This is a genomic window from Serratia sp. K1WW1 (assembly GCF_055790865.1).
In genome coordinates, this window is sequence record NZ_CM147697.1 from 3,404,286 (window position 1) to 3,428,001 (window position 23,716).

Here is a 23,716-nt window from a genome sequence, read left to right on the forward strand (position 1 = left end):
CGTTTAATAGGCTACGGTAACCGTTACAGTGTCACTATAGCTCCCCGCTGGCTGGTTGTTTTGCGACAGGTTAACCGAGGCGGTATAGGGAAAGGATTGCGAGGTGCCCGTGCCCGTCGCGTTGCTATTGGTGGCGGCGGTCCAAACGGTGCTATCCCCCTTGAACAGCTGATACTGAATATAGCTGGTGGTGCCGTTTACCGTAGACGCCATTTGCCGATATTGCCCCGAACTGGCGACGCTGCTGGTCAGGTTGACCGAATAGCTGGCATTGAGGGTGCAACGTACGCTGATGGTATTGGAAACTATCGTAGTGAGGCCAGACGGCAACGCCGCGCTACCGAACCCGACATTCGGCGCGCTGTCGATATAGCAAAAATTGGTGACAACCAGCGACAGGCTGATATTGGCGCCGGACGTTATACTCCCGGTGTCCGCGACACAAATGGGGCCAAGCGCAATCGAGCAGATGCTCCAGTCCCACTGGATCGGAATGGTATCAGTATAAGTGCCAGCAGCCAGATTAGAGTTCATTTGTGGCCGGATAAAAATCGGCAGCGTGCTGTTTGGCCCGGTAAACAGGCCTAGCAAATCCAGTGCGGTAGTACTGGTCCAGGTAATGACGCTGCCCTGATTATAGAGGGTGCTACAGCCACCATCCTTGCACAGACTGTATGGCAGATACTGGCCGGTTGCCGCACTGTATAAACGCGGCTGGTTGCCAACTGGATGTAAAGTCGCACCGATGGTGGCCTTAATGGTGTTAGTACCGCCAATATTAAGCAGCGAGCCGGTACATTTCAGCCCGCTACTGACAGAGGTGGTTAACGGAGTCGTGCTGACGTCAAAGGAATTTTGTGTGCCCAGGCTGCCCGCGGTTGCAGGGGCGGTGCACCCCGCCCAACCGAATGGCATTACCCCCACTAACAGCAGCAATGCCAATCCTGCTCGCATCCATCGTAATAACCTAATCATGATTTTTTCTCTTCGGCACTGCCTTGGCAGACCAGCGGCCCGACCTGTTCAATGCTGTGATAATTGGGGTTCAGGTCGAAATCCACACGGCACATTGAGCGGTCGTCCTGCTGAATACTTAACTGGCCGTGGGATTGTAAATGTGAGAAGTACACCAGCCCGTCATAGCCGACAACGGTGGTTTGTTGCGTGGTTTGTTCCGTGACCAACGTGCCCAATTTCAGCGGTTGCCCGGTGGTGTCATGCAACGTGATATTGGCCGAAAGGACTTTTTGTACCGGGAATTTCACCACCATCCCGCTGCCTTGCTTAACGGCAATGCGATTGTTGACCTGGTTGGCCACCACGTCCGCCGGTAACGGCAGCGTGTCGATCTCGACCTTGGCCGGATAGTACGAACTGATCGACGGGATCAGCAGGTGCCCGTTGCTGTCGGTGGTGCCCATCTTCTGATTCTCATACAGCACCGAAACCCCGGCGTAATTGTCGGTATCCACCACGATAAACGCGTCGTTGATCTTGTCCGACAGGAACCAGGAGTTGGCCATGAACACCACTGAGCCGCTCAGGTCTGCCCAGTTGGTGTATTCCCCTTGTGGGCCGAAGATGCCGCCTTGCAGCGTGGCATAGCGGGTTTTCCAGGTGACATCGGCCTGTTGATAGGCATCGCCACCACCGCTGTAGGCCAGGTTCCAGCCCAGGCCGCCATCCGTGGGAGCCGCCTTGCTGGCCCCCACCTGCTGCTGATAATGCCCATTATTATTACGTGCCAACCCCGCATTGAGGCTGACATCACTGCCTAGTGGAATAATGAATTGCAGCTGCGCACTGTAGCCGTTATCCCCCAACGTTTTGTTGAGTGAGACAAACATGCTGCTCTGGCCCCACAGGGCACGGCTGTAAGAGAAGTTCACCAGGCGGGTATGGGAGTTGTCATAGGCCTGCACGTCATAATAGCCCAAGCCCAAGGTGCCATTACTCGAGCCAAATGGCGAAGCGCTGAAGGTGGCCTGATCGGATTGGCGGCTCAGGCGGGTATTGCTGGTGTAAGACGTGAGATCCTGATAACCCACGGTGCGCGAGGCCCGCTGTGCCGAAAAGCTAAATAACGTCGAATTATAGGAGTAGCCCAGTGTGTACTGGCTACCGTCTTTTTTGTCCGTCACGTTCGTGCCCAGCGGATTATCAATATCCTGATTGGGGTCAGGCATACCTGGCGTATTCGGCCGGACAATCTGGTCGTTGACCACGTCGCTGGTCGCCACCGGCGGATGATTAGCCTTGCTCTGGCTGCCAGACAGGCTCAGCGTCCCCCAGGTTCCCACTGCGATATCGGCCCCTAACCCGCCGAGTGCCAGCCCTTGCGTGGCCTCGCTGTGCCCGGAAAGCGTCAGATAATTACTCAGCCCGTAGCGGTAAATCCCGCTGAAAGCAGCGTCGGAATAATCGCCGTTGGAGATGCCATAATCCTGGCGCACCGCGCCGAGTGACACATCAAAGTCGCTCAGGTTTTTACGCAACAGGGTGTTGGAAACATAAAACGGCACCGTGGTCGATACCTGGCGCCCGACCGCATCGGTAGTGACGATCGTCGCTTCACCAGCCCCGTTGATGTAAGGCACATTGGTGAGGGTAAACGGCCCGGAGTTCAGATTATTGCTGCTGGCCTTAAAGCCGTTGAGAAATAAATCCACGGTGCTGGGGACCGCTGCAGTTCCGCTATATTGCAGCAGCGGATAGGTCACCAAATCCGGGCGCAGGGCAAAATTACGGCTGATGCGTAATCCCCCCATGCGGGCCGAATTACTCCAGGTCAGCGAGTTGCTGACAAAATCCCCAAGCTGATAGCTGATCAGATCTTGTTCATCGCTATAACGCCAGAACGTATCGTAGCGCAGATAGCGGTCTTGAACGGCACTGCCGCCCTCGCCCGATACGGTGTCGATATTGTAGCGATAGGTCCCGGTGTTACTGATAAATCCCAGGTTGCTGAACAAACGCTGCTCCATCCAGGTGGCAACCGATCTGGAGCCTTCGTGGGGATCGGTATAATAGGAATCGTAGTTTAGCAGCAGGCCGGTGCTACTTTGCGCTAACGTGTAATTCATCAGGTCGCCACCGCCGACGTCCTGTTTTGGCAGCCAGGTATCCGGTACCTGAAAAATCAGCTGCTGGGCGGCAGAATCATATTTCACCTTCACCCCAGGCAACTCCTCGACCTTAACCAACCCTTGCTGACCATTGGTCTGCACGTGGTTCTTTGCCAGCACGCCGGCCTCCACGTAATACGCATTGTCTCGATAGGTCACGGGAACCACCTGCCCGTCGCTCTGTCCATTGACGACCAGGGTCAGGTAGAACATCGCATTGGTGATCACCGGTGCCGCACGCGGGGCATCGGGCAATGCTGAGTACTCCTGCGCCTGAACGCAGAAGGTACTCAGGCAAAGCAGGCACAGACCGCCCCGGCAATACAGCGGATACTGATGACCGGGACGAGTAATGGCTCGGATCGGCATTCGTCGCGCTTCCTGCCGCTATTCGCCGCGTGGAATGACGATGGGTTTGGTGTTATCGGCAATTTGCGCATTGAGTTGCGCACCAGGGCTAACCCCGGCAGGAACCGGCCAGCGCATCGACTGCCCAGGCAAGACGTAGCCCATGAAGCCCGCGATCATGGTTTTCACACCCTGCTGTTGGTTGCCTTTCTCTGACCAGAACACATTACTCAGCCGTGCATGCACGATGCCGCTATTACGGACCTGCAAATAGGTTTTTCCACCATCATTGACCGTGCTCCATTGCAACACTGGGCGTGTCGCCGTGGCAGCATCGCGTTTGATATCGCTACGTTCGTTGGTCCACAAGCCGCCACCATCCATAAACAGCGGCAGCAGATAGCGCATCTGTAACTGCAGCCCGACCACCGCCTTACTTTGCCCCCCGGCAGCGCCGTTGATCGGTGCCGGGATTTCATCAACGATAATGCGGTAGGCCTGCTCGGTATTGGCCGGTACCGGCGTATTGCGGATCAGCCTGATCAGTTGGCGTTGCCCCGGCGGTACGGTGGCGAAAGGTGGGCTGGCGACCACGTTATTCTGATCGGCATAGCGCTCGTTAAAATTTTCCTGTTTCCACGCCAGCACCCGTACCTGTAGAGAAACGGGTTCTGCCCCTCTGTTTTCCAGCCATAAGGCCGAACCGTTCTGATCGGACTCAATGATTTGATACACCGGCCAGACCAGCACCGAGCTGGCGGCTTGCGCCGTGATTGAAGAACACATTGTGTAACTCAATAATACAGCGCTGATAATACGGGTAAACAAGGTCGACATGGCTCATATCCTGATGATTCAATAAGTTAATGTTACGGTGACCGTATCGGTATAAGTGCCTGCCGAAGGCAGTGTGGTCACGGCGTATAACCGGGCATAAACCGGGTAAGTTTGTGTGGTGCTGGGAAAACTGGGGATAGACATCACCAATGCGCCATTGCCCCAGACCTGACTACGGTTGGCATCGCGAAACAGCTGATAACCCAGCGTGTCGCTATTGGCGCTGTTTTGCATAAAACGTCGGGTGGCATTGCCCCCGTGGATGCCGTAATCCATGGCAATGCTGACCGTCGCTCCCGGCGTGCAGGTCACCACCACCGAACCGGCACCGGCGGTGCTCACGGTATCGACATTACTGGCAATGGTCGTCATGGTGCCGAAATTGATGGTGCCGAGGTTGGAAGTGGGGCTGGAAAGCGAGCTGCCAAAAGCACAGCCGTTAGTCAGGGTTGCCGTCACGGTAAAGGTTTTGGTGGTTGGCGTGGCTGCACGTAGCGCACCGCACATCATCAACGGCAGCAGGATCAAGGAGAGATGGCGCATCAATGCCCCCCGCTACCAGGACACGGTGACATTCACCGTATCCAGATAAACACCGGCAGCCGGTGTGGTTTGCGCCGGAACACGACCATAGACGGTGTGCCATTGATCGGCTCCGTTGCCAGTGTCACTCAACCCGGTGGTGTTATCCCAAATCGTCCCCCCGGGTTGGTTAGTGTAAAGGTTGTACAACACGCTAGCCGAGCTATTGGTGGTATTTACCATTTTGCGATTCGTGACCACGCCGCTGCTGCCCCCATCCAGCAAGATTTTATAACTCAGACCACTGACGCATTTGACACGGATTGAGCCCGCCAACTGGGCGCTGGTCGCATTGATCACAGTGTTCACAGCGGCAAAATTGCCGAAATTCATCGTGCCAAAGCTGGTATTGCCAGACGTCGTCGTTCCCGCTTCACAGGCGGGCAGCAACGTGGCCGCAATGCCGATCGTCGCCGCCTGGCCTAAGGAAATGTTGAGCAGCAAAGACTGCGACAAGATCGCTGGCAACAGCAGCAATACCCTGATCCCCATGCTCATTCCTTCCCGTATAGAAAACCAGCCAGGGGCTGATTCACCCCCGACGGAATAACAGCCTTACCAGGAAAGCGTGGCCACTACGGTATCGTTGTAAGTCCCTGCGGTTGGGGTGGTACTGAGTTGGTCGCCAGGTAATACGCGGCCATAAATCGGGATGTTTTGCGCCGTGGTGCCCGTCGTTAAAGCAATCGGCGTATTAATGGCGATTTCCGTGGTACGCGCACTATCAGAATAGAGGCGATAAGGAATGGTGTCGCCGCCGGAACTCATGGCACGCAGCCCGCCCGTTGCCGCCAGGCCGCCATTGAGCGACAGGGTCGGGCTCAGGCCGTTGCTGCAGGTGATGGTGACCGCGCTGGAGCCATTGGCACCAAACACCGTACCGTTGATGACGCTGGTCAGATCGGAGTAACTGCCAAAGTTCAAGGTCCCCCATTGGTTGGTGCCGCCGGTCGCGCCGCCGTTACCCACGGTACAGCCGCTACCGATCGTCAACTGAATGCCGACTTGCCCTGTCAATGTCCCCGCCGCCTGCGTACCAGAAGCCAAGGTCAAGGTTGCCGCAGCCAGCAAAGCCAGTAATAAACTCTTTTTTTCGCCCATGATAACTCCCAATAACAACTTACACCGATGTGTATTCATGCAACCAGGTTGCGTATGGAAATTCTCTGGTGGACTCACGCACTGCCAAAAACTGCCAAAGGACGACGCTCAGCCGGGTTCTGTTTTTTTGCAAGCGAACCCTGACGGTAACAACCTGATGACACAGGCTATCGTGGTTAAATATAGATTAATAAATTTAGCTTAAGCGGAATTTGTCTGCTTTAAACGAAATAAGAATAAAAAACCATTTTCCATGTTATTAACAAACTTTACTCCAGCAAAGCGCGCCATACCTCGACTTTAAAATGGTTAAGGAGTGCGATAGTGAGGAACGTTAATATTTATCGTGGCTATTAAGTAAGCATTAATGGTTGGGTCTGGTGCCACGAGCAGCGTCCGGCGGGCCGATGACTACTTTTTTTGTGACTTTTTCGTCCGTTTGTCTATGCTTAGTGGGTGGTCGCAACTGGTCACACCTCATACCACCAGCTTCAGCAAGGAGTTCCAATGGGCAAAACCGTCGTGAAAATAGGCAGCTTCGAGGTTGATGACGCGCATTTAACGCCAGCATCTGAACACGCCGAAGGGAAAAGCACCCTGGCGATCCCCTGCAAATCGGACCCCGACCTGTGCATGCAGCTAGACGGTTGGGACGAGCACACCAGTATTCCGGCTATGCTGGATGGCCAACAGTCGCTGCTGTACAAACAGCATTACGATCGACATGCGGATGCCTGGGTGATGCGGCTGGAGTAGAGAGGTTCAGGAGAAAAGACGCGCCGTGTTCCCATTGGGCACGGCACGTTGTTTTATGCGATGGCGATACCGCGCCCGGCAAAGAAACGGCCAAAATCTGCCAGTGACATTGTCACCTTCTGGCGACTGGCAAGGCTATCACCGGAAGGATTATGAAAGGTAACGCTATGCCGATCTGCAGCGAACACCAACACTAGATGCCCACCCCGCGCTGGCGGCTGTGCCGCTGGCTGCCGGATACTCGGATGCACCGAGGCGATAAAATAGCGGTGTTGCTCCAGCAACTGCGGCAACTGACGTTCATCGAGATTGACTCGCACCTCTGCCGTTAGCGCAAACTGTTCACGCACAAACACCACAAAGGGCGCATAAATCAGCCCCTTGATCCGTTCGCCGTCGCGCACATAGGCCCCGTAAGGCATGCTGCGGCGTGCCAGCTCCAGCAAGGGCGGCGCCGTGCCATCCCGGTGCGTCAGCATCATTTTCAAACAGGCCATGCCGCACACGTGGTTGGCCCACTCGACATATTCCGCCTGGCTGGCCGCCCCGCTCAGCACCCAGTTGGCATCATCCGCCAACGAGGCATGCCCGGCTATCAGATCGGCAGCCAGCTCTGGCGTCGCCCATTGACACACGTAGGGCACTTCAGGCCGTGACATCACTCAGAATTTTTCAATAACCTTGAAATGCATCAACACCAGCGTCATATCCGGTGAGAACAGTTCATACTCTTCGAAGAAGCGTTTGTGCTCTTTGCGCCAGTAATCCAGCGAGCGATCGCCTTCCCCCTCAGCCAGAGCATGAGCAGCATCCACTTGCTCATAGGTACTCATATCCACCGTCGTCAGCTCAATGGCGCACACCGGCTCATTCTTGCCGTCCACTACCACAAAAACATCTCCAGGCTGCGGAATACCTTCGCCATCCAGATTGGAACAGGTGGCGGTTTTGACGCCATCCAGCACCAGCTTCACCAACTCATCCGCCTGCTGTTCGGTATCACCAAACGCCCAACGTTCTACATTTTCATACTTTTCAGGAATGGCCATTGCTTTACCTTTATTGATTGAGTCACAGGTGCTCAGGCAATATTACACCGTATTCCCTCACGTCTGCATCCATCACGTTGCCACACCGGCTCGCAGCCCCTGCTTTTTACCTGACTTTACGGTAAAGTTCTGTGCGTATCGCAGTGCAGCATTCATACTGTGTATCAACACGTCCTCAATGGCAGCCAACCTGCCAGGGCAATAAAATGAACCAGGCAGAGCAAGATCCCGATGACACCTTCAGTGATTTACTGAAAATCATCACAGTTTTAGCCATCATCCTCATCGCTCTGGGTAGTTGGTACCTCTGCGTCTAAAGAAAAATAAGGAACCCCGAATTGCCAACCAAGCGTATGCGTACCAAACACTGGAAAATGTTTGTGATCCTGGTGCTGATCTGTCTGGCCCTGCTGCTATTGCGCTGGGCAGCTATCGTCTTCGGCTAATCCTGCATTTTGTTAACCGCCTCTCCCGCTCGGGTAGGAGGCGCTTTGGCCACTGGCTCCAACAGCTCACGCAAATAGGCGATGCGGGCCTCCCCCTGTGGTAGCCACCAACGGCACCAGCGGTTTTTCACTTCGGCATCTCGGCTAAGTTGATAATAAGCCGCTAATTGTTCGACCAGTTTCATGGTTGCGCCCCTCTCGTTGATTTGACCAATCCAGTATTGAATATAAAAACCAGAAGAAACACTGATGGGATGATTTTTATACTTCCGGTTTTATTTTCTCTGTGGCCTGACGGCTGGCGTAGCCGGTTGGCAACTGCTACATTGAGCAAAAATCACCCAGCCGAGGTTAGCGATGAAGTTCTCGGAACAGGAGATCAAACCAGTATGGGATGAGGTTGCCCGATTGATTGGCGACAGCGTGATGCAGTTGCGTCATCGCGGCGAGGAATTGTCGGTGGAGAACCTGTCCAGGCAGTTGGCGCAGCATCTGGCAGAAAGCAACGATATCGAGCAGCGCATCCTGATCGGGGCAGCGATCAACATGCTGAAAGAGGGAAAGTGAATCGCCAACCGAAGTGGTTGGCGATCCTGTAAGAGCCCAAGGTATGCAAGCCCGGCCTCTCTTGGTGTTATATTCTCACGTCAGCCCTGGCAGAGTAATCGGAATAGTCCAGATTGGCGACAAAGAATGCGCAGGCTCGGCCTACAGCCCCCTATCACAGCGTGGCAGGCACGATATCGGCCCATAAGGCCCGCGCATCATTGCCCTGAGCCACCAGCCGTAGCGGGCCATCCCCTGGTAGCCACCAGCAACCCTGCCGTGCGGCCAGCAAGCGGCCGTCTGGCAACTGCCATTGCCCTCGCAGCACATACAACACACCGGCATGCTGTAGCGATAGCCCGATGGTTTCAGCAATGCGTTGCACCTGCGCCTGGTAGTGGCCACGCCGCGTCATGATGTTGAAGTCCTGGCTGCTGCCGCCTAATAATCTGGCCTCTAGCGCCACATCGCCAGAGAAGGCAAACGGCTCACCGATGCGTTGCAACCGGTGATCGATCAGGCCTTCGCTGAACAAATGTACGCCATCGCCCTCCAGCAAAGTGATGGAACGGTCAATGCCGTTAAAGGCCGAGAAAGGCCCATCCTGCGCGATGGTAGCAATGCTCGCGCGCCAGCCGAAGTCGGCGTTGCCCGGCGGTTGGCAGGTAATTTCACGAGTTTCTCCGCCGCCATTACGCCAAGGGCTCACCGGCAGCTCGGCAAAATCGAAACGGTTCAGTTTCATCACGCCTCCTGTTGGAACGTTTTCAGCACCTGTAGGAACTCAGCGCTGCTTTGCTGTTGCAACGCGTGACGCCCCTGCTCAATCACCTGCCGGCCGGCAACAAATACGTCGCGGATCTGCTCTTTGCCCCCGGCAAACAGCCAGCGGTTGAGGATAGAAGCATCAGGCGCAGATGCCAGATACGGGTCCTCACCATCCAGCACCAACCAGTCCGCACGATAGCCTACCGCCAGCTTGCCAATTGCCGTACCACAGGCCTGAGCACCGCCCCGTAATGCCTGTTGATAAAGCACGTCTGCCACAGCGGGTTGCTCTGGCGTGGTCAGGCGGTTACGGCGCTGATCGCGCAGCCGCTGCCCATACTCAAACCAGCGTAACTCTTCCACCACGTTTAGGGAAACGTGGCTGTCCGAACCGATCCCCCAGCGCCCCTGGTGGTGCAAATAACTGTCGCCTGGGAAAATGCCGTCCCCCAGGTTGGCCTCGGTAGTCGGGCATAATCCGGCAACCGCTTTGCTGCGAGCCAGTTGCTCAAGCTCTTCACGATCCAGATGAGTGGCATGCACCAGACACCAGCGGCTATCCACCGGCAAATGTTCATACAGCCAGGCCACCGGACGTTGTCCACTCCAGGCCAGGCAGTCGTTGACCTCTTTTTGCTGCTCGGCGATATGAATATGTACCGGCAAGGTCTGGTCAGAGGCCGCCAGGATCTGCTGCATCTGCCCCAGTTCAACCGCCCGCAGCGAATGGAAACATAACCCCTGATTCTGCAATGGCTGGCCTGACAGTTGGCGGGCTATCACCTGTTGCTGTTCGAGGTAGCTCTCCGCACTCTGAATAAAGCGCCGTTGCCCCGCTTGCGCAGGCTGAGCACCAAACCCGGCGTAGCTGTAAAGCACCGGCAATAGGGTCATGCCAATGCCTGCCTGAAGCGCTGCCTCGCTGAGGCGCCCGGTCATCTCGCCCCGGTCGGCATAAGCTTTTCCTTCCGGTGTGTGATGCAGGTAATGGAACTCGGCAACCTGGGTGTAGCCGCCCTTGAGCATTTCGATATACAGTTGACGGGCGATAACCCCAACCTGCTCCGGGGTTAAGCGCTGAACCAGGCGATACATCAGATCGCGCCAGGTCCAGAAGCTGTCTTGTGGGTTGCCCGCTACCTCTGCCAGCCCGGCCATCGCGCGCTGGAAGGCATGAGAGTGCAGGTTTGGCATGCCCGGCACCACGTCGCCGTGCAGGCGCAGGCAACCGTCGGAGTCAGCATTGGTGGTCACTTGGGCCAATTGGCCGTGAGCATCGACTTCGAGCCGTACGTTATGGGCCCAACCGGTCGGAAGCAGTGCGCGAGAGGCAAAATAAGCAGGCATAGCAGTATTCCAAAGTAGGTGTAACGGCTAAGAACGCACGACTGTCACGCCGCGCAGGTAAAAAATTTGTAAACCAGTTTCATTCATCTGGTGAACGGACGCTTACTTGTATATACATATACATATCTTCAACATCAACAGTAAACTGGTGTTATTATTTTTTTATTTGACGAGGTTAACGTCGTGGTAGATCAACAGACCGTGTTGCAGCTGGCTGCAGCAATGAGCGAAACCCCCGCCCCGATCTATCAACGGGTCAAACAGGCCATCGTAAGTCAAATCCGTGCGGGCCACTGGCAGCCGCACCAACGCGTTCCCTCGGAAAGTGAACTGGTCAGCGAGCTGGGCGTCAGCCGCATGACCATCAACCGGGCCTTGCGTGAATTGACCAGCGAGGGTTTTTTGATCCGCATGCAGGGCGTTGGCACCTTCGTGGCCGAGGCCAAGGCACACACCGCGCTGTTGGAAGTGCATAATATCGCCGATGAGATCGCCGCCCGTGGGCACCGTCACAGCAGTAAAATTTTGCAGCTGATCGCCCGCCCTGCCAGCGCAGAGGAGGCGACGGCATTGGGGATCCCGCCGGGCCAGGAGCTGTTCTACTCGCAGATTGTGCATTATGAAAATGACGTGCCGGTGCAGGTGGAAGATCGCTGCGTCAACCCGCTGGCGGCCCCAGATTATATGAAGCAGGATTTCGATCGGGTCACGCCCTATATTTACCTGACCCAGTCCGCTCCGCTGACCGCAGGTGAACATATTGTCGAAGCCGTGGTGCCAACCAAGCAGGAGCGCGAACTGCTGCAATTGGAAGACCACGAGCCGGGCCTGCTGATCCATCGTCGCACCTGGTCTGGCAAAATGGTGGTGACCTCTGCCCGCCTGCTCTATCCAGGCAGCCGCTATCAGCTGTTTGGCCGTTTTATCAATCAGGTTTAAGTTGGACAGAGCGTGCTACCCAGGGGGCGCAGCGTAAAGCGCCCCTACGGTCGAATCCAATGACGTTCAACCCTGCCTTTTTCGCGTTTCATCACATCTCGGTAACAAATTTTTATCCCCTCTCTTGTCGCAGCCCGGCGAATGCGCTAGGTTGTTTTTAATTGTATATACAACCATGTGGGAGCGGGAACACCATGACGTCTGAGATCCACTGCGACAGCCTATGGCACGGGGCCGATATCGTCACCATGCGTGACGGCAAGTATCACATCATCAGCAACGGCGCGATCGCCGTGCGTGCAGGCAAGATTGTCTGGTTGGGTGAACAGGCCACTATGCCAGCCTTGATCGCGGCCAAAACGGTGAAGCTTGACGGTGGCATCATCACCCCCGGCCTGGTGGATTGCCACACGCACCTGGTGTTTGGCGGCAACCGCAGTGGTGAGTTTGAACAACGTTTGAACGGGGTGAGCTACGCAGAGATTGCTGCTCAGGGCGGAGGCATTATCTCCACGGTCAAGGCCACGCGCGATGCAGAAGAACCCCAGTTACTGCATGAGACGCTGCTGCGTCTGCTGCCACTGCTGGCCGAAGGCGTCACCTGCGTGGAGATAAAATCCGGTTACGGATTAACGCTGTCCAGCGAGCTGAAAATGTTACGCGTGGCACGTCAGTTAGGCGCGACCTTGCCGCTTGAGGTGAAAACCACCTGCCTGGCCGCTCATGCCCTGCCACCGGAATATGCCGGACGCAGCGACGACTATATCGATCTGGTGTGCAATACCATCATCCCTGAAGCCGCAGCAGCAGGCCTGGCAGATGCAGTAGACGCATTTTGCGAACATCTGGCCTTCTCCCCTGAGCAGGTTGACAGGGTTTTCGCGGCCGCAGAACAAGCTGGCCTGCCGGTGAAACTGCACGCGGAGCAGCTTTCGGCTCTGGGTGGCAGCACATTGGCGGCACGGCATCATGCCCTTTCCGCCGATCACCTGGAATATGCTACCGAACAAGATGCAATGGCGATGGCAGCGGCCGGAACCGTGGCGGTGCTGTTGCCGGGCGCCTACTACCTGTTACGAGAAACGCAGTGCCCACCGGTTGAGCTGTTCCGCAAACACGGCGTCAAGATGGCCATTGCCAGCGATGCCAACCCTGGCACCTCACCCGTATTATCGCTGCGTCTGATGATTAATATGGCTTGCACCCTGTTCCGTCTTACGCCGGAAGAAGCGCTGGCAGGCGTCACGCTGCATGCCGCCAAGGCTTTGGGCCTGCAGGAAACCCACGGCTCGCTGGAAGTGGGCAAAGTGGCCGATTTTGTTCACTGGCCGCTGGCACGCCCGGCAGAGCTGGCTTACTGGTTGGGCGGACAACTGCCCTGCAAGGTGATTTTCCGAGGAGAACTCCGTTAATGTTAATCCGCGATCCTTTCGAGTTCCAGAGCGGCCAACTGCCGCTGTTGATCAGTATTCCCCATGCCGGCACCCGCTTGACGCCAGCGGTTGAGAAAGGGCTAACCGATGAGGCCCGCCCCCTGCAAGACACCGACTGGCATATCCCACGGCTGTACGATTTTGCCCGTGCCATGGGTGCCAGCGTCCTGGTGGGTAACTATTCGCGCCTGGTGATCGACCTGAACCGCCCGGCAGATGACAAACCGCTCTACACCACTGCCACCACCGGCCTGTTTCCGGATGTGTTGTTCGATGGCCGCCCCAGTTTTCTGCCGGATGCCGCCCCATCGGACGAAGAACGGGCCGGATACCTGCAGAACATCTGGCAGCCCTACCATCAGCAACTACAGCATGAGCTGACACGGCTAAAAACCCAACACGGTTACGCCTTACTGTTTGATGCCCACTCGATCGCCTCCGTGATACCGCGCCTGTTCGACGGCAAGCTACCCGATCTCAACCTGGGCACCAACGGGGGTGAAAGCTGCCCAGCTTCACTGAGTGACAGACTGGTCACCTGTTGTCAGCAGCAGCAACAGTTCAGCCACGTGCTCAACGGACGCTTTAAAGGCGGCTACATTACCCGTGCCTATGGTCAACCGCAGGAAAGCCAGCACGCGGTGCAGTTGGAGCTAGCGCAGGTGAACTATATGTCCGAGCAGACATTTGAATTTGATGCCGCCCGGGCCGCACCTTTACAACGCCTGTTGCAGCAGATGATAGAAAGCATGCTGGCCTGGGGCGAGCAACAACGCTAATCCGCCACAACTCCGGTGCCGCTATCGCGCCGGAGTCAACCTTGCCCTCACCGTTGTCCCCTCCTGTCTTTTCACGCCTTTCCATGACGATTTGCGCACTGCATCCCAATTTTGATGGAAAGGTTGCCCACTGGTCTGAACAGCGCACAAAACAGCGGCCCGTGACTTTTCCCTTGCGCCACAATTGGGCCTCTTTCATCCCATGCACACCCGTTGCAAGCGGTCATACGGCAGAGATCAGGGATTGAAAGACCACCCTTGCCATACCCGCCGTCCACGTCTCTATCGTGGCTGTGGTAGACACTCGAGTGTAGTCGGCTACAGGGATGTGTGGCGTTCGTTATCTCAGGAGGAAACTATGTCTGACACCCCGCTAAACTGGCGCGCCGCACAGGCAGCCGCCGCTCAACTGTTGGCAGGCTGGCAAACCGCAGGCCAACCCGGTGGGGCTATCACCCTGTTTGACACAGATATTACCCAGGCGGTGGTGTGTGCTGGGCTGGCCGATCTGGCCCGCCGCGATCCTTTCACTGCTGATACCGTGGTGCGTTATGCCTCCATCACCAAACATATTTTTGCCGCGCTGGCGCTTAATGCCACCGATAACGCCCTGCAACTTGACGATCGCCTTGGCAGTCTACTGCCCGAATTGCAGGGACAATTGGCGGAGGTGACGGTAGGCCAGGCTTTGGACATGACCAGCGGGCTACCTGATATTCGGCAAACGCTGGGGCTGCTTGGCGTCTCGGTCAACACCGTCAGTGAGGCCAAGCCGGTGATGGAGTTTATCCATGGTTTAACCCGGCTCAACTACCCCGCGGGCAGTGAGATCACCTACACCAATACCGGCTACCGCCTGGTTGAGGCGGCGCTGAAGACTAAAGGATATGCTTTTGATGATCTGGTTCAGCAGCATCTGGCCCGCCCTCTGGACGTACAGCTACAAGCCCCCGAAAGCTGGTTTGATGTGGTGCCTGGGCTAGCTCCCGGCTATTGGCATACGGCCAACGGTTGGCAACAGACCAGCGCTGGCTTGCATCTCTCCGCCTCTGGCAGCCTGACAGGGAGCGCCAACGCCCTCACCCGCTGGTTGCAATGCCTGCTGGCCAATAGCGGCCCTGGTAAAGGGGTTCTGACGCAGCTAAGTGCCCCGCGTCGGCTCAGCCAGGGCCAAATCAGCCATTACGGACTAGGGCTGGCGAAAACGCCGCTTGGCAGCCAGATATTGCTGGGCCATGGCGGTTCTCATGCCGGTTATAAGACCTATTTTCTGCTGGCACCTGACCGGCAAGCGGGTGCCCTGCTGGTCGCCAACCGTGAAGATTGTGACAGCTTTGCCATCATTTTACAGGTGATGGCAGCGCTGTTGAATGAACCGCTGCCCCAACGCAGCACAGCGATCCCAGATGGCATCTACGCCACCCGGGCGGAACCCTATTGGTTGGAAGTTAAAGGGGGCACCGTGGCCTATCTGGGCACCAACGAACCGCTGTATCAAAGTGAAGACGGTCATGCGGTATCGCTCTCGGCCCATCAACCAATGCGCCTTAAGTGGACAGGCGAAGCCGTAGAAGGTGAAGTTGGCCACGTTGCACGCCGCTTTCTGCCGGTCGCTAGCGAAACGCTTTGTCTCAAGCAGGTTCAAGGGCACTGGTATCATCCACAATACCGCACCGCGTTCGAAATTTGCGGCAACCAGATCCACATTGGGGTCGGCCCGGCGGTGCAAACCGGCACCCTGAGTTCGCTGGGGGATGGGCGGATATTGGTTGAAAGCAACGATGGGCCCAACCTGAATCGGTTTTGTCTGTATTTCCGCGGTTACCAGGTCGATCTGATCGCCAGCCGCAGCCGGGTACTTACGTTCAAAAAGAACATCAGCGCCCACACGTAAAGGTTCTCAGTGCTCTGTAGGGCGCTGCATGCTGCGCCCGCCTTTCAGCGCGACATATCATTCACAGCAATTATTAAAAAAATAGATCGTGGCCATCAGAAAAAAATTTGTTCACGCGCAAAACTACTCATGATATCCGAACAAATGCCGTAGATTTTTCTTGCGGCAAAATAAGCCATCCAGTAATTTCAGTGGGCTACAAAAATGAGTAAACCTGCTCTTTTTCGTTGCACCTCAAAACCCATCTTATGTCATCGATAAATGATACTACTCAATTCCCCGCCGTCCCGTGCGGGAATTTTTTTACTACTTTTCACTATTATAGCGCCATTTTTCAGTCTTTTTTGTTGCTGTTTTGTTGCGAATAATCTACCTTTAGGCCTTGAAAAGCTCGACCACTCAGCGTGGCGAAACCGCTATTTCTGGGCGTTTAGGAGTTATAACCATGCACATGACGTTGATGGAGTACATCCAGCTGCACTTCAATGGTGATATTTATCGCTATGCGCAATTTGAAGGTGTCAGCCGTGAGCAAATCCTCAAGTGGATCGACAATGAGTGCTACGTTATCAAGGGTAAATTGGTTATGCCGGTTAAACATTTACCCGCGGAAAGTTAGCCGTAATGATGAAAAAAAACCCCGCCAGCGCGGGGTTTCCTGTTTCTGATACCACGGAAAATCAGAAGTTATAACCGGCAACCAGGTAGTAACCCCAGCCGGTAGACTTGATTGGTCCCTGCGGCGTACCGATATCCACCCCATCATTCCATTGACCACCATTATGGAAGTAACGTGCCACGAAGGAATAATGCCAGTGATCGTAGTTCAGCGCTAAAATGTGGCTGGAGGCGATAGAGTTGCTGGTACGCGCCTGGCGGCCATCCACCACGAAGTTGTCGCTGCCCAGATCGGAATCAAAGTCAAAGTTGGTGAAACCGATATAGCTCAGATTGCCGCCCCACATTTCGGTCAACGGCACGAAGTATTTCACCTTGAAGCGATAGCCGTCCCAGCTGTTCTCGTTGGATGCACCATAGTTCTGCCATTGGTATTTGGCATAAATGTTCATCGACAGGCTCATCGGCAGACCGGTTTCGATATCGGTGCCCAGGCCCATATACCAGGTGCTTTGACGGGAGGCGTTGTTACGCCCCATGTCGTAAATGTAGTTGTTGGCAAAATACCACTCTTTGAACGGCCCAAAGCCCAGGTTGGTACCGGTCAGTTTGTCGATGGAGAAGCGCGGTTCGATCTCCATAAACAGCGGTGAACCCTTGTCCCAGATGCCACGGTTTGGCGTGTTACCGGTGCCGAAGAACTTTGGCACGTCCACGTAGCCATAGAAATCCAGCCAGTCTTTCTTGGCAAAGGCTTCATACTCCAGATACACGTCATTGTTCAGCTGCGGCCCGAAGCGGGTATGGTAGCTGCCTACTACGTTGACACTCTGGTGCCACCAGTCTGAAAGATACTGGCTGTCTTTGTTTTCTGCCGCCATGGAAGCGGGGCTGAAAGACGCGGAGATAAGCACACCTGCTGCGAGAGCTATTTTCTTCATTTTATTACCACATGCTGAGTGGGCCATTCCCTGCCCGTTAGAATGATATGAGTCTGGTGACGTCTGCTGTAAACGAACGGTTACCTATTGCCGTTAGCCGTGCGCATTATAGAAAGCTCTCACTGTAATAATCTGTGATCCAGTCAGGCATTTTACCATCGCGTAATCGATTGCGTTCTCATTTTTTAAAATAAATTGCAGTGCAAAACATTTTTGATGTGATTTTCATCATGTCGATAAGTTTCAAACGACGATTTTTGGTGTCTTGGTGTTCAACACCATATTTTAACCTGGGGTTAAAAAGCGCGTAAAAAAGCCGACGCTTATGTCGGCTTAGTGGCAGGCGGGCGCAGGATACGGCCCCCCTTTATAGGGCGAACCGGTTGGTTTTTTCAGCGGGCTCCGGGTACGGCCTTGGCAATGTTCTCTTGCCGGAATACCACCTCATCCCCCGTGGCAATTTCCCATTGGCTGACCGGGATATCGACTTTCGGCGAGGCCACGACTACCGAGCCATGGATCAGCTTATCGTCACGGCGCAGGATCATCACATCCAACTGGTATTCATGCGGCAGGTTAGCGGTGGTCAGGCGAACGATGTCGCCGGTGCTGAAACTGTGACCATTAAGCGCTGGCTGCTGAATAAATTGAATATCTTTTCTCATTTTCCCGTTCCTTCTGGCAGAACACTTACCTTGAGATTAGCTCGAAATTCATTATTCTGCCGCCTGCGCAGGTAAAAAATAGGCCTCAGTTGGCGCGGGTGGCACGCCAGCAAATCAGCGATCCTAACGTGACCATCATCACCCCTTGCCAGAAGTTGAGGGTCAACGCGGTGCTGAGTACCACGGCGGCAAACACCGATGACAATACCGGGGTAAAGTAAGAGACAGTCGCCAGCAGCGTCATATTGCCATGCAGGATCCCGACGTTCCAAGCGGCATAGCCAGCCCCCATCGCCGTCCCCACGCACAGCAGCGCCACCACAACCGGCAGGCTAAAGTGCATGCCGCTTTCATTACTGAAAGGATAGAGCAGCCACAGTGCCAATGCGGTCAGAGTGATAAACAGCACCACCGCGTTTTTCCCCTGGGCGATCCTCTTGGTCACGTTGCAATAGATGGCCCAAATCACCGCACCGCTGAATGCCAGCCCGTAACTTAACGGATTGCTGCGCACGTTGGCCAGCATTTGTGCCGGTGACCAACCGCCGCTGCCACTCATGATCCAGCCAATCCCGAACAGAGAAAGCAACAAACCAGGCACCACCCACCATTTGGCCTTTTGCCCGTTAAACAGGATGGCCATCAACACGGTAAAACAGGGCCAAAGATAGTTAATCATCCCTAGCTCAATGGCCTGCATGCGGTTGCTGGCAAAGCCCAGTGATAACGAGAGGCAAATCTCATACAGCACAAACAGCAGGCTGCCGAGGATCAGATAAGAACGGCGGAACTCACGCAGTTTGGGAATGCCCATCACCACCAGCAGAAACAGCGTGCCCACGCTATAGATCATCGCCGCCCCACCGACCGGCCCCAGCCCTTCGCTGACGCTGCGGATCAGGCCAACCACGCTGCTCCATAACACAATGGCCAGCAGGCCGAGCAAGGTAGCTTTATGGGAAGCAGACAACGGAGGCATTAGCGTAGGATCCAATAGGTTATTTTTGTTTGGATTTTTACTCTACTGCCCTACAGGGGAAAAAGAAAGGGCGCTGCGCTGCGCCCAAATTTTTACTGCTGAGGTTGGCGCTCCAGCTGTGGCGGAGGCTGGCGGAAACGACGGGTAAGATAGGCCAGATAGCCAAACCCGAGCGCCGCCCACAGCAGCCCCATGGTCAGGGAGCTTTTTTCCAGGTTCAGCCACAAGATCCCAACCGTCAGCGCGCCCACCAGCGGCAGGATCAGGTAATGGAAGCGGTCTTTCCAGCTCTTGTTGCGCCCTTGTCGAATATAGAAGTGACTAATCACCGAAAGGTTGACGAAGGTAAAGGCCACCAAAGCACCAAAGTTGATCAGGGCGGTCGCCGTCACCAAATCGAAGGATAATGCCGATAACGCCACCAGACCAACCAGCAGCACGTTAAGCGCTGGCGTGCGCCATTTAGGATGCACGTAACCAAAGAATTTTTCCGGGAACACATTATCGCGCCCCATCACATACAGCAGCCTGGACACGCTGGCATGGGAAGCCAGGCCAGAAGCCAGGGTATTGATAAAGGTGATGCACAGGAAGATGGACTGGAACAGCTTGCCGCCCACATACAACGCGATTTCCGGCAGTGCTGCATCAGGCTGTTTGAAACGCTCCAGCGTCGGGAAGAACAGCTGAATAAAGAACGACACGGTGATGAAGATCACCCCACCATAGAGTGCAGTAAGGAAGATAGCGCGCGGGATCACACGGGCGGCATCAGGCGTTTCTTCACACAGCGTAGTGACCGCGTCAAAACCCAGAAACGAGAAGCACAGGATGGTGGCACCGGTAATGATCGGCAATAGATGGGCGTTTTCACTGATAAAGGGTTGCAGACTCCACACCTGGCCAACCCCTTCGCCATTGTGCAACCCTCGTACCACCAGGAAGATAAACACCACGATAATCGCCACCTGCGCCACCACAAACAGGGTGTTGAAGTTTGCCACCAGGCTGACGCTTTTCAGGTTGATGGCGGTGATCAGGATCACAAAGCCTACCACCCAGATCCATGGTGGGACCTCTGGGAACAGAGCCGTAAGATAGATTTTGGCCAATAGCGTATTGATCATCGGCAAAAACAGATAATCCAGCAGCGATGACCAGCCAACGAGGAAACCCACGTGCGGGTTGATAGCCTTTTGCGCGTAGGTGTAAGCCGAGCCCGAGGTCGGGAACTGGCGCACCAGCTTGCCATAGCTGATGGCGGTAAACAGCACCCCGGCCAATGCCAACAGGTAAGACGCCGGAACGTGCCCGTCCGTCACGCCAGAAACGATACCGAAGGTGTCAAACACCGTCATTGGCGTCAGATAGGCCAGGCCCATCATCACCACTTGCCACAGTTTCAATGTCTTGCGCAGTTGCGGTTTGCCCGCGCCATTATCGTCGATGGCACTTATCGTCATTGGGTTATTCCTCACCGGCGTCCTGTACGCCCAGTTGGAAGAAGTCATCACCGTCGCGCACGGCTTCGCCAGGCCACAGGTAGCCCGCGGGAATGCGCCGGCGCGCGGTAGGATCGGGCTGAGGACGTCAGGCGTTTTTCAGCATCCACTCGATTTCGGTTTCGGTGATCAGCCGCTCAAACTGCTGCAGCTCATCGGTCTTACAGGCCAGGTAGACGTGGCTGAAACGTTCGCCCAGCAGCGCATTGAGCACCGGCTGGTGTTCAAACTCATACAGCGCATCGCTCTGGCGGATCGGGAACGGTAGCCCTTCTTGCTCCAGCCCGTTGCCGGTAACTGGCTCAAGCAGCGGTAACTGAGTGTCGAGGCCGTAGACAATCCCGGCCAGAATGGTTGCCATCACCAGATAAGGGTTGGCATCGGCACCCGCCACGCGATACTCCACGCGGTGACTGTCGCGATCGCCACAGGGAATACGTAGCGCTACGGTGCGGTTGTTATGGCCCCAGGATGCCTGGGTGGGAACGTACATCCCCGCCTGGAAGCGGCGGTAAGCATTAACGTTAGGAGCCAGCAGCGCCATAGAGGCAGGCATCAAGGCTATCATGCCAGCCAGCGCCTGTTTCAACAGCGTGGAGTCTTCACCATCCGCATCGGCAAAGACGTTGTTACCTTGCTTGTCCAGCATGCTGATATGCACATGCATACCGCTGCCCGCATGTTCCTCGTAGGGCTTGGCCATAAAGGTGGCATGCATATGGTGCTTCTCTGCCACCATGCGTACCAGCCGCTTTAACGCCAGGGCATGGTCACAGGCCTGCAACACATCATTGGTGTGATGCAGGTTAACCTCAAACTGGCCCGGTGAGGCTTCCGCGACCGCACCGTCGGCCGGGAGCCCTTGCAGGCGGGCCAATTCGTCGATCTCGCTCAGCACATCGGCAAAGTGATTGAGGTTGTCCACCGAATAGACCTGGCTCTGGGTGTTACGCTCCTGGGTGCCGGGGGCGCAAGGGGGTTGCAAATAACCTTCCGGATCGCGCTGGCGATCGATGAGATAGAACTCCAACTCTACCGCTACTACGGGGAATAACCCGCGCTGACGCAAACGCTGCCACACTCGGTTCAGCACATTGCGCGGTTCAACGTCAAAGGGAGTACCATCTTCATCCAGCATGGTGAGCAGTACCTGGCCCAGATATTGCGGATCGGCCGCCGATGGCGTCAGGGTTCCGGCTACCGGCACACAAATATGGTCCGGCTCACCCATGTCCTGCCCCAAACCCGCCTCTTCCACCACGTTGCCAAGAATATCCATCGCGAACACCGAGGCTGGGAAGTAACAGCCCTTCTCCAGTTTACCCAGCCCGCTCACCGGGATGCGCTTGCCGCGGAAGCTGCCGTTCAGATCGGTCAGCAGCACGTCGATATGCTGGGTTAACGGATAACGTTCCAGATACTTCTTCACTTCGCGCTGGAACGTGCTACTTCGCCTTTCTTCATTGTGTTGCACAAAGTTTTCGACTTCTACGATGTTGGTTTGCATGTTTCACCCGCCGTTGTGTTTGGTCTGTGGTTCTCACACTTACTGGCTTCGATGTTTTGACCATCTTGCTCAATATAATGTCCACCAATGAAACATAGATGCAACAAAAATGTTTTGCAAGTGTTAATTTTGGTTTGAATATTGGCCATTCGACTGCTAGATTTAGTGAATATTGAACAAAAAAGGCGATTAAACGGCTTATCGGTCATAATTTCGAACAACCTGTAGGGGATAGCATGGGCAATATATTTAACAGACCAATCGTCGGCGTGGTGATGTGCAGGTATAGGTTAAACCAGCACCTCACCCAGACCTTGCAAGAAAAGTACCTGAATGCGGTGTTAGCTGCCGGAGGATTACCAATCGCCCTGCCGCACGCGCTCGCAGAGCCGGAAATGCTGGCAGAGTTGCTGCCCCATCTCGACGGCATCTTGCTGCCGGGCAGCCCCAGTAATGTGCAGCCGCACCTTTATGGTGAAAACGGCGATGAGCCTGACGCCGATCCTGGGCGCGATGAATTGAGCCTGGCGCTGATCGGCCAGGCACTGAGCAGGCGCATTCCCCTTTTCGCCATTTGCCGCGGTATGCAAGAGCTGGTGGTCGCGACTCAAGGCACGCTACACCGTCGTTTATATGAGCAACCCGAGCTGCTCGAGCACCGTGAAGATCACGATCTGCCGCTGGAGCAGCAATATGCCCCTGCTCATGAAGTTACCGTGCAAGACGGAGGATTGCTGGCGCAGCTGCTGCCGGATTGCCACCGATTCTGGGTGAATTCCCTGCACGGCCAAGGAGCCAAAACCCTCGGCCCTAGCGTGCGTGTTGAAGCCTATGCCGCCGACGGCCTGGTGGAAGCCCTCAGCATTCGCGATCAGCCCTTTGCCTTAGGGGTACAGTGGCATCCTGAATGGAACAGCGATGAATACGCCCTGTCCCGTCTGCTGTTTGAAGGATTTATTAACGCCTGCCAGCACTACCAAAAGGAAAAACGCCTATGAGCGACGTCAGCTTGGCTCCGGGGAAACGCTTGTCGCAGATCCGCCAGCAGTTAGGGCTATCACAGCGCCGGGTAGCCGAACTGTCTGGCTTGACGCACAGCGCCATCAGCACCATTGAACAGGACAAGGTCAGCCCGGCCATCAGTACGCTGCAAAAGCTGCTGACGGTGTATGGGCTGTCGCTATCGGCTTTCTTTACCGAACCGGAACAGCCGCATGAGCCGCAGATCGTGATCGACCATGACCATCTGATCGAAATCGGCAGCCAGGGGGTTTCGATGAAGCTGATCCACAACGGCGATCCCAACCGCACCCTGGCAATGATGATCGAAACCTACGATCCGGGCACCACTACCGGTGAGCGGCTTAAACATCAGGGGGAAGAGATTGGCACCCTGCTGGAAGGCGAAGTGATGCTGCAGGTCAACGGGCAAAGCTTTCACCTACGGGCAGGCCAAAGCTACGCCATCAACACCGCGATCCCTCATAGTTTCAGCAACACCTCGGCGCGCATTTGCCGAATTATCAGCGCACATACGCCGACGACATTCTGATT

26 protein-coding genes are annotated in these 23,716 nt (G+C 55.5%); 10 read left to right on the forward strand and 16 right to left on the reverse strand.

Annotation, left to right across the window (positions count from 1 at the left end):
- Positions 1–3 precede the first annotated feature (3 nt).
- The 6 genes from ACX9GU_RS15395 to ACX9GU_RS15420 all read right to left on the reverse strand — a co-directional run bounded on the left by ACX9GU_RS15395 (position 4) and on the right by ACX9GU_RS15420 (position 5,993).
- Positions 4–975: a Csu type fimbrial protein gene (locus ACX9GU_RS15395; RefSeq protein ID WP_473192114.1), complete on the reverse strand. Its 972-nt coding sequence runs from the start codon at positions 973–975 to the stop codon at positions 4–6.
- Positions 972–3,494 (reverse strand): fimbria/pilus outer membrane usher protein, encoded by a 2,523-nt coding sequence (locus ACX9GU_RS15400; protein WP_473192115.1) that lies wholly within the window; start codon positions 3,492–3,494, stop codon positions 972–974. The genes ACX9GU_RS15395 and ACX9GU_RS15400 overlap by 4 nt, the downstream gene beginning before the upstream one ends.
- Before the next feature lie 18 nt (positions 3,495–3,512).
- The gene (locus tag ACX9GU_RS15405) at positions 3,513–4,310 is read right to left on the reverse strand and encodes a fimbrial biogenesis chaperone (RefSeq protein ID WP_473192116.1); all 798 of its coding nucleotides are present in this window, start codon (positions 4,308–4,310) and stop codon (positions 3,513–3,515) included.
- Positions 4,311–4,328: 18 nt separating this feature from the next.
- The gene (locus ACX9GU_RS15410) at positions 4,329–4,853 is read right to left on the reverse strand and encodes a Csu type fimbrial protein (protein ID WP_473192117.1); all 525 of its coding nucleotides are present in this window, start codon (positions 4,851–4,853) and stop codon (positions 4,329–4,331) included.
- A gap of 12 nt (positions 4,854–4,865) precedes the next feature.
- Complete coding sequence (locus ACX9GU_RS15415) at positions 4,866–5,384, reverse strand: Csu type fimbrial protein (RefSeq protein ID WP_473192118.1); 519 nt, start codon at positions 5,382–5,384, stop codon at positions 4,866–4,868.
- 63 nt (positions 5,385–5,447) lie between these two features.
- The gene (locus ACX9GU_RS15420; RefSeq protein ID WP_473192119.1) at positions 5,448–5,993 is read right to left on the reverse strand and encodes a Csu type fimbrial protein; all 546 of its coding nucleotides are present in this window, start codon (positions 5,991–5,993) and stop codon (positions 5,448–5,450) included.
- A gap of 507 nt (positions 5,994–6,500) precedes the next feature.
- Between ACX9GU_RS15420 and ACX9GU_RS15425 the strand changes: the two genes are divergently transcribed.
- Positions 6,501–6,749: a DUF1480 family protein gene (locus ACX9GU_RS15425; RefSeq protein WP_021178226.1), complete on the forward strand. Its 249-nt coding sequence runs from the start codon at positions 6,501–6,503 to the stop codon at positions 6,747–6,749.
- A 53-nt stretch (positions 6,750–6,802) separates the two neighbouring features.
- Here ACX9GU_RS15425 and ACX9GU_RS15430 read toward each other — a convergent pair whose 3' ends face one another.
- Both ACX9GU_RS15430 and ACX9GU_RS15435 read right to left on the reverse strand, forming a co-directional pair.
- Positions 6,803–7,408 (reverse strand): cysteine peptidase family C39 domain-containing protein, encoded by a 606-nt coding sequence (locus tag ACX9GU_RS15430; RefSeq protein WP_473195196.1) that lies wholly within the window; start codon positions 7,406–7,408, stop codon positions 6,803–6,805.
- A 3-nt stretch (positions 7,409–7,411) separates the two neighbouring features.
- Positions 7,412–7,798, reverse strand: coding sequence for an ASCH domain-containing protein (locus tag ACX9GU_RS15435; protein ID WP_021178228.1), 387 nt, complete (start codon positions 7,796–7,798; stop codon positions 7,412–7,414).
- A gap of 338 nt (positions 7,799–8,136) precedes the next feature.
- On the opposite strand from ACX9GU_RS15435, the gene yniD reads away from it, so the two are divergent.
- Positions 8,137–8,244, forward strand: coding sequence for a small membrane protein YniD (yniD, locus tag ACX9GU_RS15440; protein WP_223499378.1), 108 nt, complete (start codon positions 8,137–8,139; stop codon positions 8,242–8,244).
- Here yniD and ACX9GU_RS15445 read toward each other — a convergent pair.
- Positions 8,241–8,429, reverse strand: coding sequence for a hypothetical protein (locus tag ACX9GU_RS15445; protein ID WP_059200596.1), 189 nt, complete (start codon positions 8,427–8,429; stop codon positions 8,241–8,243). The genes yniD and ACX9GU_RS15445 overlap by 4 nt on opposite strands.
- 172 nt (positions 8,430–8,601) lie before the next feature.
- Here ACX9GU_RS15445 and ACX9GU_RS15450 point away from each other — a divergent pair, with 172 nt between their 5' ends.
- The gene (locus ACX9GU_RS15450) at positions 8,602–8,811 is read left to right on the forward strand and encodes a hypothetical protein (RefSeq protein WP_473192120.1); all 210 of its coding nucleotides are present in this window, start codon (positions 8,602–8,604) and stop codon (positions 8,809–8,811) included.
- Positions 8,812–8,965: 154 nt separating this feature from the next.
- Here the strand turns inward: ACX9GU_RS15450 and ACX9GU_RS15455 are convergent, their stop codons facing one another.
- Together ACX9GU_RS15455 and ACX9GU_RS15460 are read right to left on the reverse strand one after the other, a co-directional pair.
- On the reverse strand, positions 8,966–9,535 hold the full coding sequence (locus tag ACX9GU_RS15455; protein ID WP_473192121.1) for a HutD/Ves family protein: 570 nt from the start codon (positions 9,533–9,535) through the stop codon (positions 8,966–8,968).
- Positions 9,535–10,905, reverse strand: a complete 1,371-nt coding sequence (locus ACX9GU_RS15460) for a formimidoylglutamate deiminase (RefSeq protein ID WP_473192122.1) — start codon at positions 10,903–10,905, stop codon at positions 9,535–9,537. The genes ACX9GU_RS15455 and ACX9GU_RS15460 overlap by 1 nt, the downstream gene beginning before the upstream one ends.
- Before the next feature lie 183 nt (positions 10,906–11,088).
- On the opposite strand from ACX9GU_RS15460, the gene hutC reads away from it, so the two are divergent.
- The 5 genes from hutC (at position 11,089) to ACX9GU_RS15485 (ending at position 16,569) form a co-directional block, all read left to right on the forward strand.
- On the forward strand, positions 11,089–11,844 hold the full coding sequence (gene hutC, locus ACX9GU_RS15465) for a histidine utilization repressor (protein ID WP_473192123.1): 756 nt from the start codon (positions 11,089–11,091) through the stop codon (positions 11,842–11,844).
- A 194-nt stretch (positions 11,845–12,038) separates the two neighbouring features.
- Entirely contained in the window at positions 12,039–13,256 is a 1,218-nt protein-coding gene (gene hutI / locus ACX9GU_RS15470; protein WP_473192124.1) for an imidazolonepropionase, read from the forward strand.
- A complete protein-coding gene (hutG, locus tag ACX9GU_RS15475; protein WP_473192125.1) occupies positions 13,256–14,056 on the forward strand; it encodes an N-formylglutamate deformylase in 801 nt (266 codons plus the stop codon). The genes hutI and hutG overlap by 1 nt, the downstream gene beginning before the upstream one ends.
- 358 nt (positions 14,057–14,414) lie before the next feature.
- Positions 14,415–15,950 (forward strand): serine hydrolase domain-containing protein, encoded by a 1,536-nt coding sequence (locus ACX9GU_RS15480; RefSeq protein WP_473192126.1) that lies wholly within the window; start codon positions 14,415–14,417, stop codon positions 15,948–15,950.
- 445 nt (positions 15,951–16,395) lie between these two features.
- A complete protein-coding gene (locus tag ACX9GU_RS15485; RefSeq protein ID WP_021178238.1) occupies positions 16,396–16,569 on the forward strand; it encodes a hypothetical protein in 174 nt (57 codons plus the stop codon).
- A gap of 61 nt (positions 16,570–16,630) precedes the next feature.
- Here the strand turns inward: ACX9GU_RS15485 and ACX9GU_RS15490 are convergent, their stop codons facing one another.
- The 5 genes from ACX9GU_RS15490 to ACX9GU_RS15510 form a co-directional block, all read right to left on the reverse strand.
- Entirely contained in the window at positions 16,631–17,509 is an 879-nt protein-coding gene (locus ACX9GU_RS15490; RefSeq protein WP_473192127.1) for a nucleoside-specific channel-forming protein Tsx, read from the reverse strand.
- Positions 17,510–17,901: 392 nt separating this feature from the next.
- Positions 17,902–18,174 (reverse strand): hypothetical protein, encoded by a 273-nt coding sequence (locus ACX9GU_RS15495; protein WP_021804644.1) that lies wholly within the window; start codon positions 18,172–18,174, stop codon positions 17,902–17,904.
- An 85-nt stretch (positions 18,175–18,259) separates the two neighbouring features.
- A complete protein-coding gene (yddG, locus tag ACX9GU_RS15500) occupies positions 18,260–19,153 on the reverse strand; it encodes an aromatic amino acid DMT transporter YddG (protein ID WP_473192128.1) in 894 nt (297 codons plus the stop codon).
- Positions 19,154–19,245: 92 nt separating this feature from the next.
- Entirely contained in the window at positions 19,246–20,616 is a 1,371-nt protein-coding gene (locus tag ACX9GU_RS15505; RefSeq protein WP_098931394.1) for an APC family permease, read from the reverse strand.
- A 127-nt stretch (positions 20,617–20,743) separates the two neighbouring features.
- On the reverse strand, positions 20,744–22,162 hold the full coding sequence (locus tag ACX9GU_RS15510) for a glutamine synthetase family protein (RefSeq protein ID WP_473192129.1): 1,419 nt from the start codon (positions 22,160–22,162) through the stop codon (positions 20,744–20,746).
- Between the two features lie 236 nt (positions 22,163–22,398).
- Between ACX9GU_RS15510 and puuD the strand changes: the two genes are divergently transcribed.
- Together puuD and puuR are read left to right on the forward strand one after the other, a co-directional pair.
- A complete protein-coding gene (gene puuD / locus ACX9GU_RS15515) occupies positions 22,399–23,160 on the forward strand; it encodes a gamma-glutamyl-gamma-aminobutyrate hydrolase (RefSeq protein WP_021178244.1) in 762 nt (253 codons plus the stop codon).
- Positions 23,157–23,714, forward strand: a complete 558-nt coding sequence (gene puuR, locus ACX9GU_RS15520) for an HTH-type transcriptional regulator PuuR (protein ID WP_021178245.1) — start codon at positions 23,157–23,159, stop codon at positions 23,712–23,714. Before puuD ends, puuR begins: the two co-directional genes overlap by 4 nt.
- Positions 23,715–23,716: the final 2 nt, after the last annotated feature.

Bases quoted from the DNA above. Each gene is read 5' to 3' on its own strand.
- ACX9GU_RS15395 (WP_473192114.1), bottom strand. From the start codon at position 975: ATGATTAGGTTATTACGATGGATGCGAGCAGGATTGGCATTGCTGCTG.
- ACX9GU_RS15400 (WP_473192115.1), bottom strand. From the start codon at position 3,494: ATGCCGATCCGAGCCATTACTCGTCCCGGTCATCAGTATCCGCTGTAT.
- ACX9GU_RS15405 (WP_473192116.1), bottom strand. From the start codon at position 4,310: ATGTCGACCTTGTTTACCCGTATTATCAGCGCTGTATTATTGAGTTAC.
- ACX9GU_RS15410 (WP_473192117.1), bottom strand. From the start codon at position 4,853: ATGCGCCATCTCTCCTTGATCCTGCTGCCGTTGATGATGTGCGGTGCG.
- ACX9GU_RS15415 (WP_473192118.1), bottom strand. From the start codon at position 5,384: ATGGGGATCAGGGTATTGCTGCTGTTGCCAGCGATCTTGTCGCAGTCT.
- ACX9GU_RS15420 (WP_473192119.1), bottom strand. From the start codon at position 5,993: ATGGGCGAAAAAAAGAGTTTATTACTGGCTTTGCTGGCTGCGGCAACC.
- ACX9GU_RS15425 (WP_021178226.1), top strand. From the start codon at position 6,501: ATGGGCAAAACCGTCGTGAAAATAGGCAGCTTCGAGGTTGATGACGCG.
- ACX9GU_RS15430 (WP_473195196.1), bottom strand. From the start codon at position 7,408: ATGTCACGGCCTGAAGTGCCCTACGTGTGTCAATGGGCGACGCCAGAG.
- ACX9GU_RS15435 (WP_021178228.1), bottom strand. From the start codon at position 7,798: ATGGCCATTCCTGAAAAGTATGAAAATGTAGAACGTTGGGCGTTTGGT.
- ACX9GU_RS15445 (WP_059200596.1), bottom strand. From the start codon at position 8,429: ATGAAACTGGTCGAACAATTAGCGGCTTATTATCAACTTAGCCGAGAT.
- ACX9GU_RS15450 (WP_473192120.1), top strand. From the start codon at position 8,602: ATGAAGTTCTCGGAACAGGAGATCAAACCAGTATGGGATGAGGTTGCC.
- ACX9GU_RS15455 (WP_473192121.1), bottom strand. From the start codon at position 9,535: ATGAAACTGAACCGTTTCGATTTTGCCGAGCTGCCGGTGAGCCCTTGG.
- ACX9GU_RS15460 (WP_473192122.1), bottom strand. From the start codon at position 10,905: ATGCCTGCTTATTTTGCCTCTCGCGCACTGCTTCCGACCGGTTGGGCC.
- hutI (WP_473192124.1), top strand. From the start codon at position 12,039: ATGACGTCTGAGATCCACTGCGACAGCCTATGGCACGGGGCCGATATC.
- hutG (WP_473192125.1), top strand. From the start codon at position 13,256: ATGTTAATCCGCGATCCTTTCGAGTTCCAGAGCGGCCAACTGCCGCTG.
- ACX9GU_RS15480 (WP_473192126.1), top strand. From the start codon at position 14,415: ATGTCTGACACCCCGCTAAACTGGCGCGCCGCACAGGCAGCCGCCGCT.
- ACX9GU_RS15485 (WP_021178238.1), top strand. From the start codon at position 16,396: ATGCACATGACGTTGATGGAGTACATCCAGCTGCACTTCAATGGTGAT.
- ACX9GU_RS15490 (WP_473192127.1), bottom strand. From the start codon at position 17,509: ATGAAGAAAATAGCTCTCGCAGCAGGTGTGCTTATCTCCGCGTCTTTC.
- ACX9GU_RS15495 (WP_021804644.1), bottom strand. From the start codon at position 18,174: ATGAGAAAAGATATTCAATTTATTCAGCAGCCAGCGCTTAATGGTCAC.
- yddG (WP_473192128.1), bottom strand. From the start codon at position 19,153: ATGCCTCCGTTGTCTGCTTCCCATAAAGCTACCTTGCTCGGCCTGCTG.
- ACX9GU_RS15505 (WP_098931394.1), bottom strand. From the start codon at position 20,616: ATGACGATAAGTGCCATCGACGATAATGGCGCGGGCAAACCGCAACTG.
- ACX9GU_RS15510 (WP_473192129.1), bottom strand. From the start codon at position 22,162: ATGCAAACCAACATCGTAGAAGTCGAAAACTTTGTGCAACACAATGAA.
- puuD (WP_021178244.1), top strand. From the start codon at position 22,399: ATGGGCAATATATTTAACAGACCAATCGTCGGCGTGGTGATGTGCAGG.
- puuR (WP_021178245.1), top strand. From the start codon at position 23,157: ATGAGCGACGTCAGCTTGGCTCCGGGGAAACGCTTGTCGCAGATCCGC.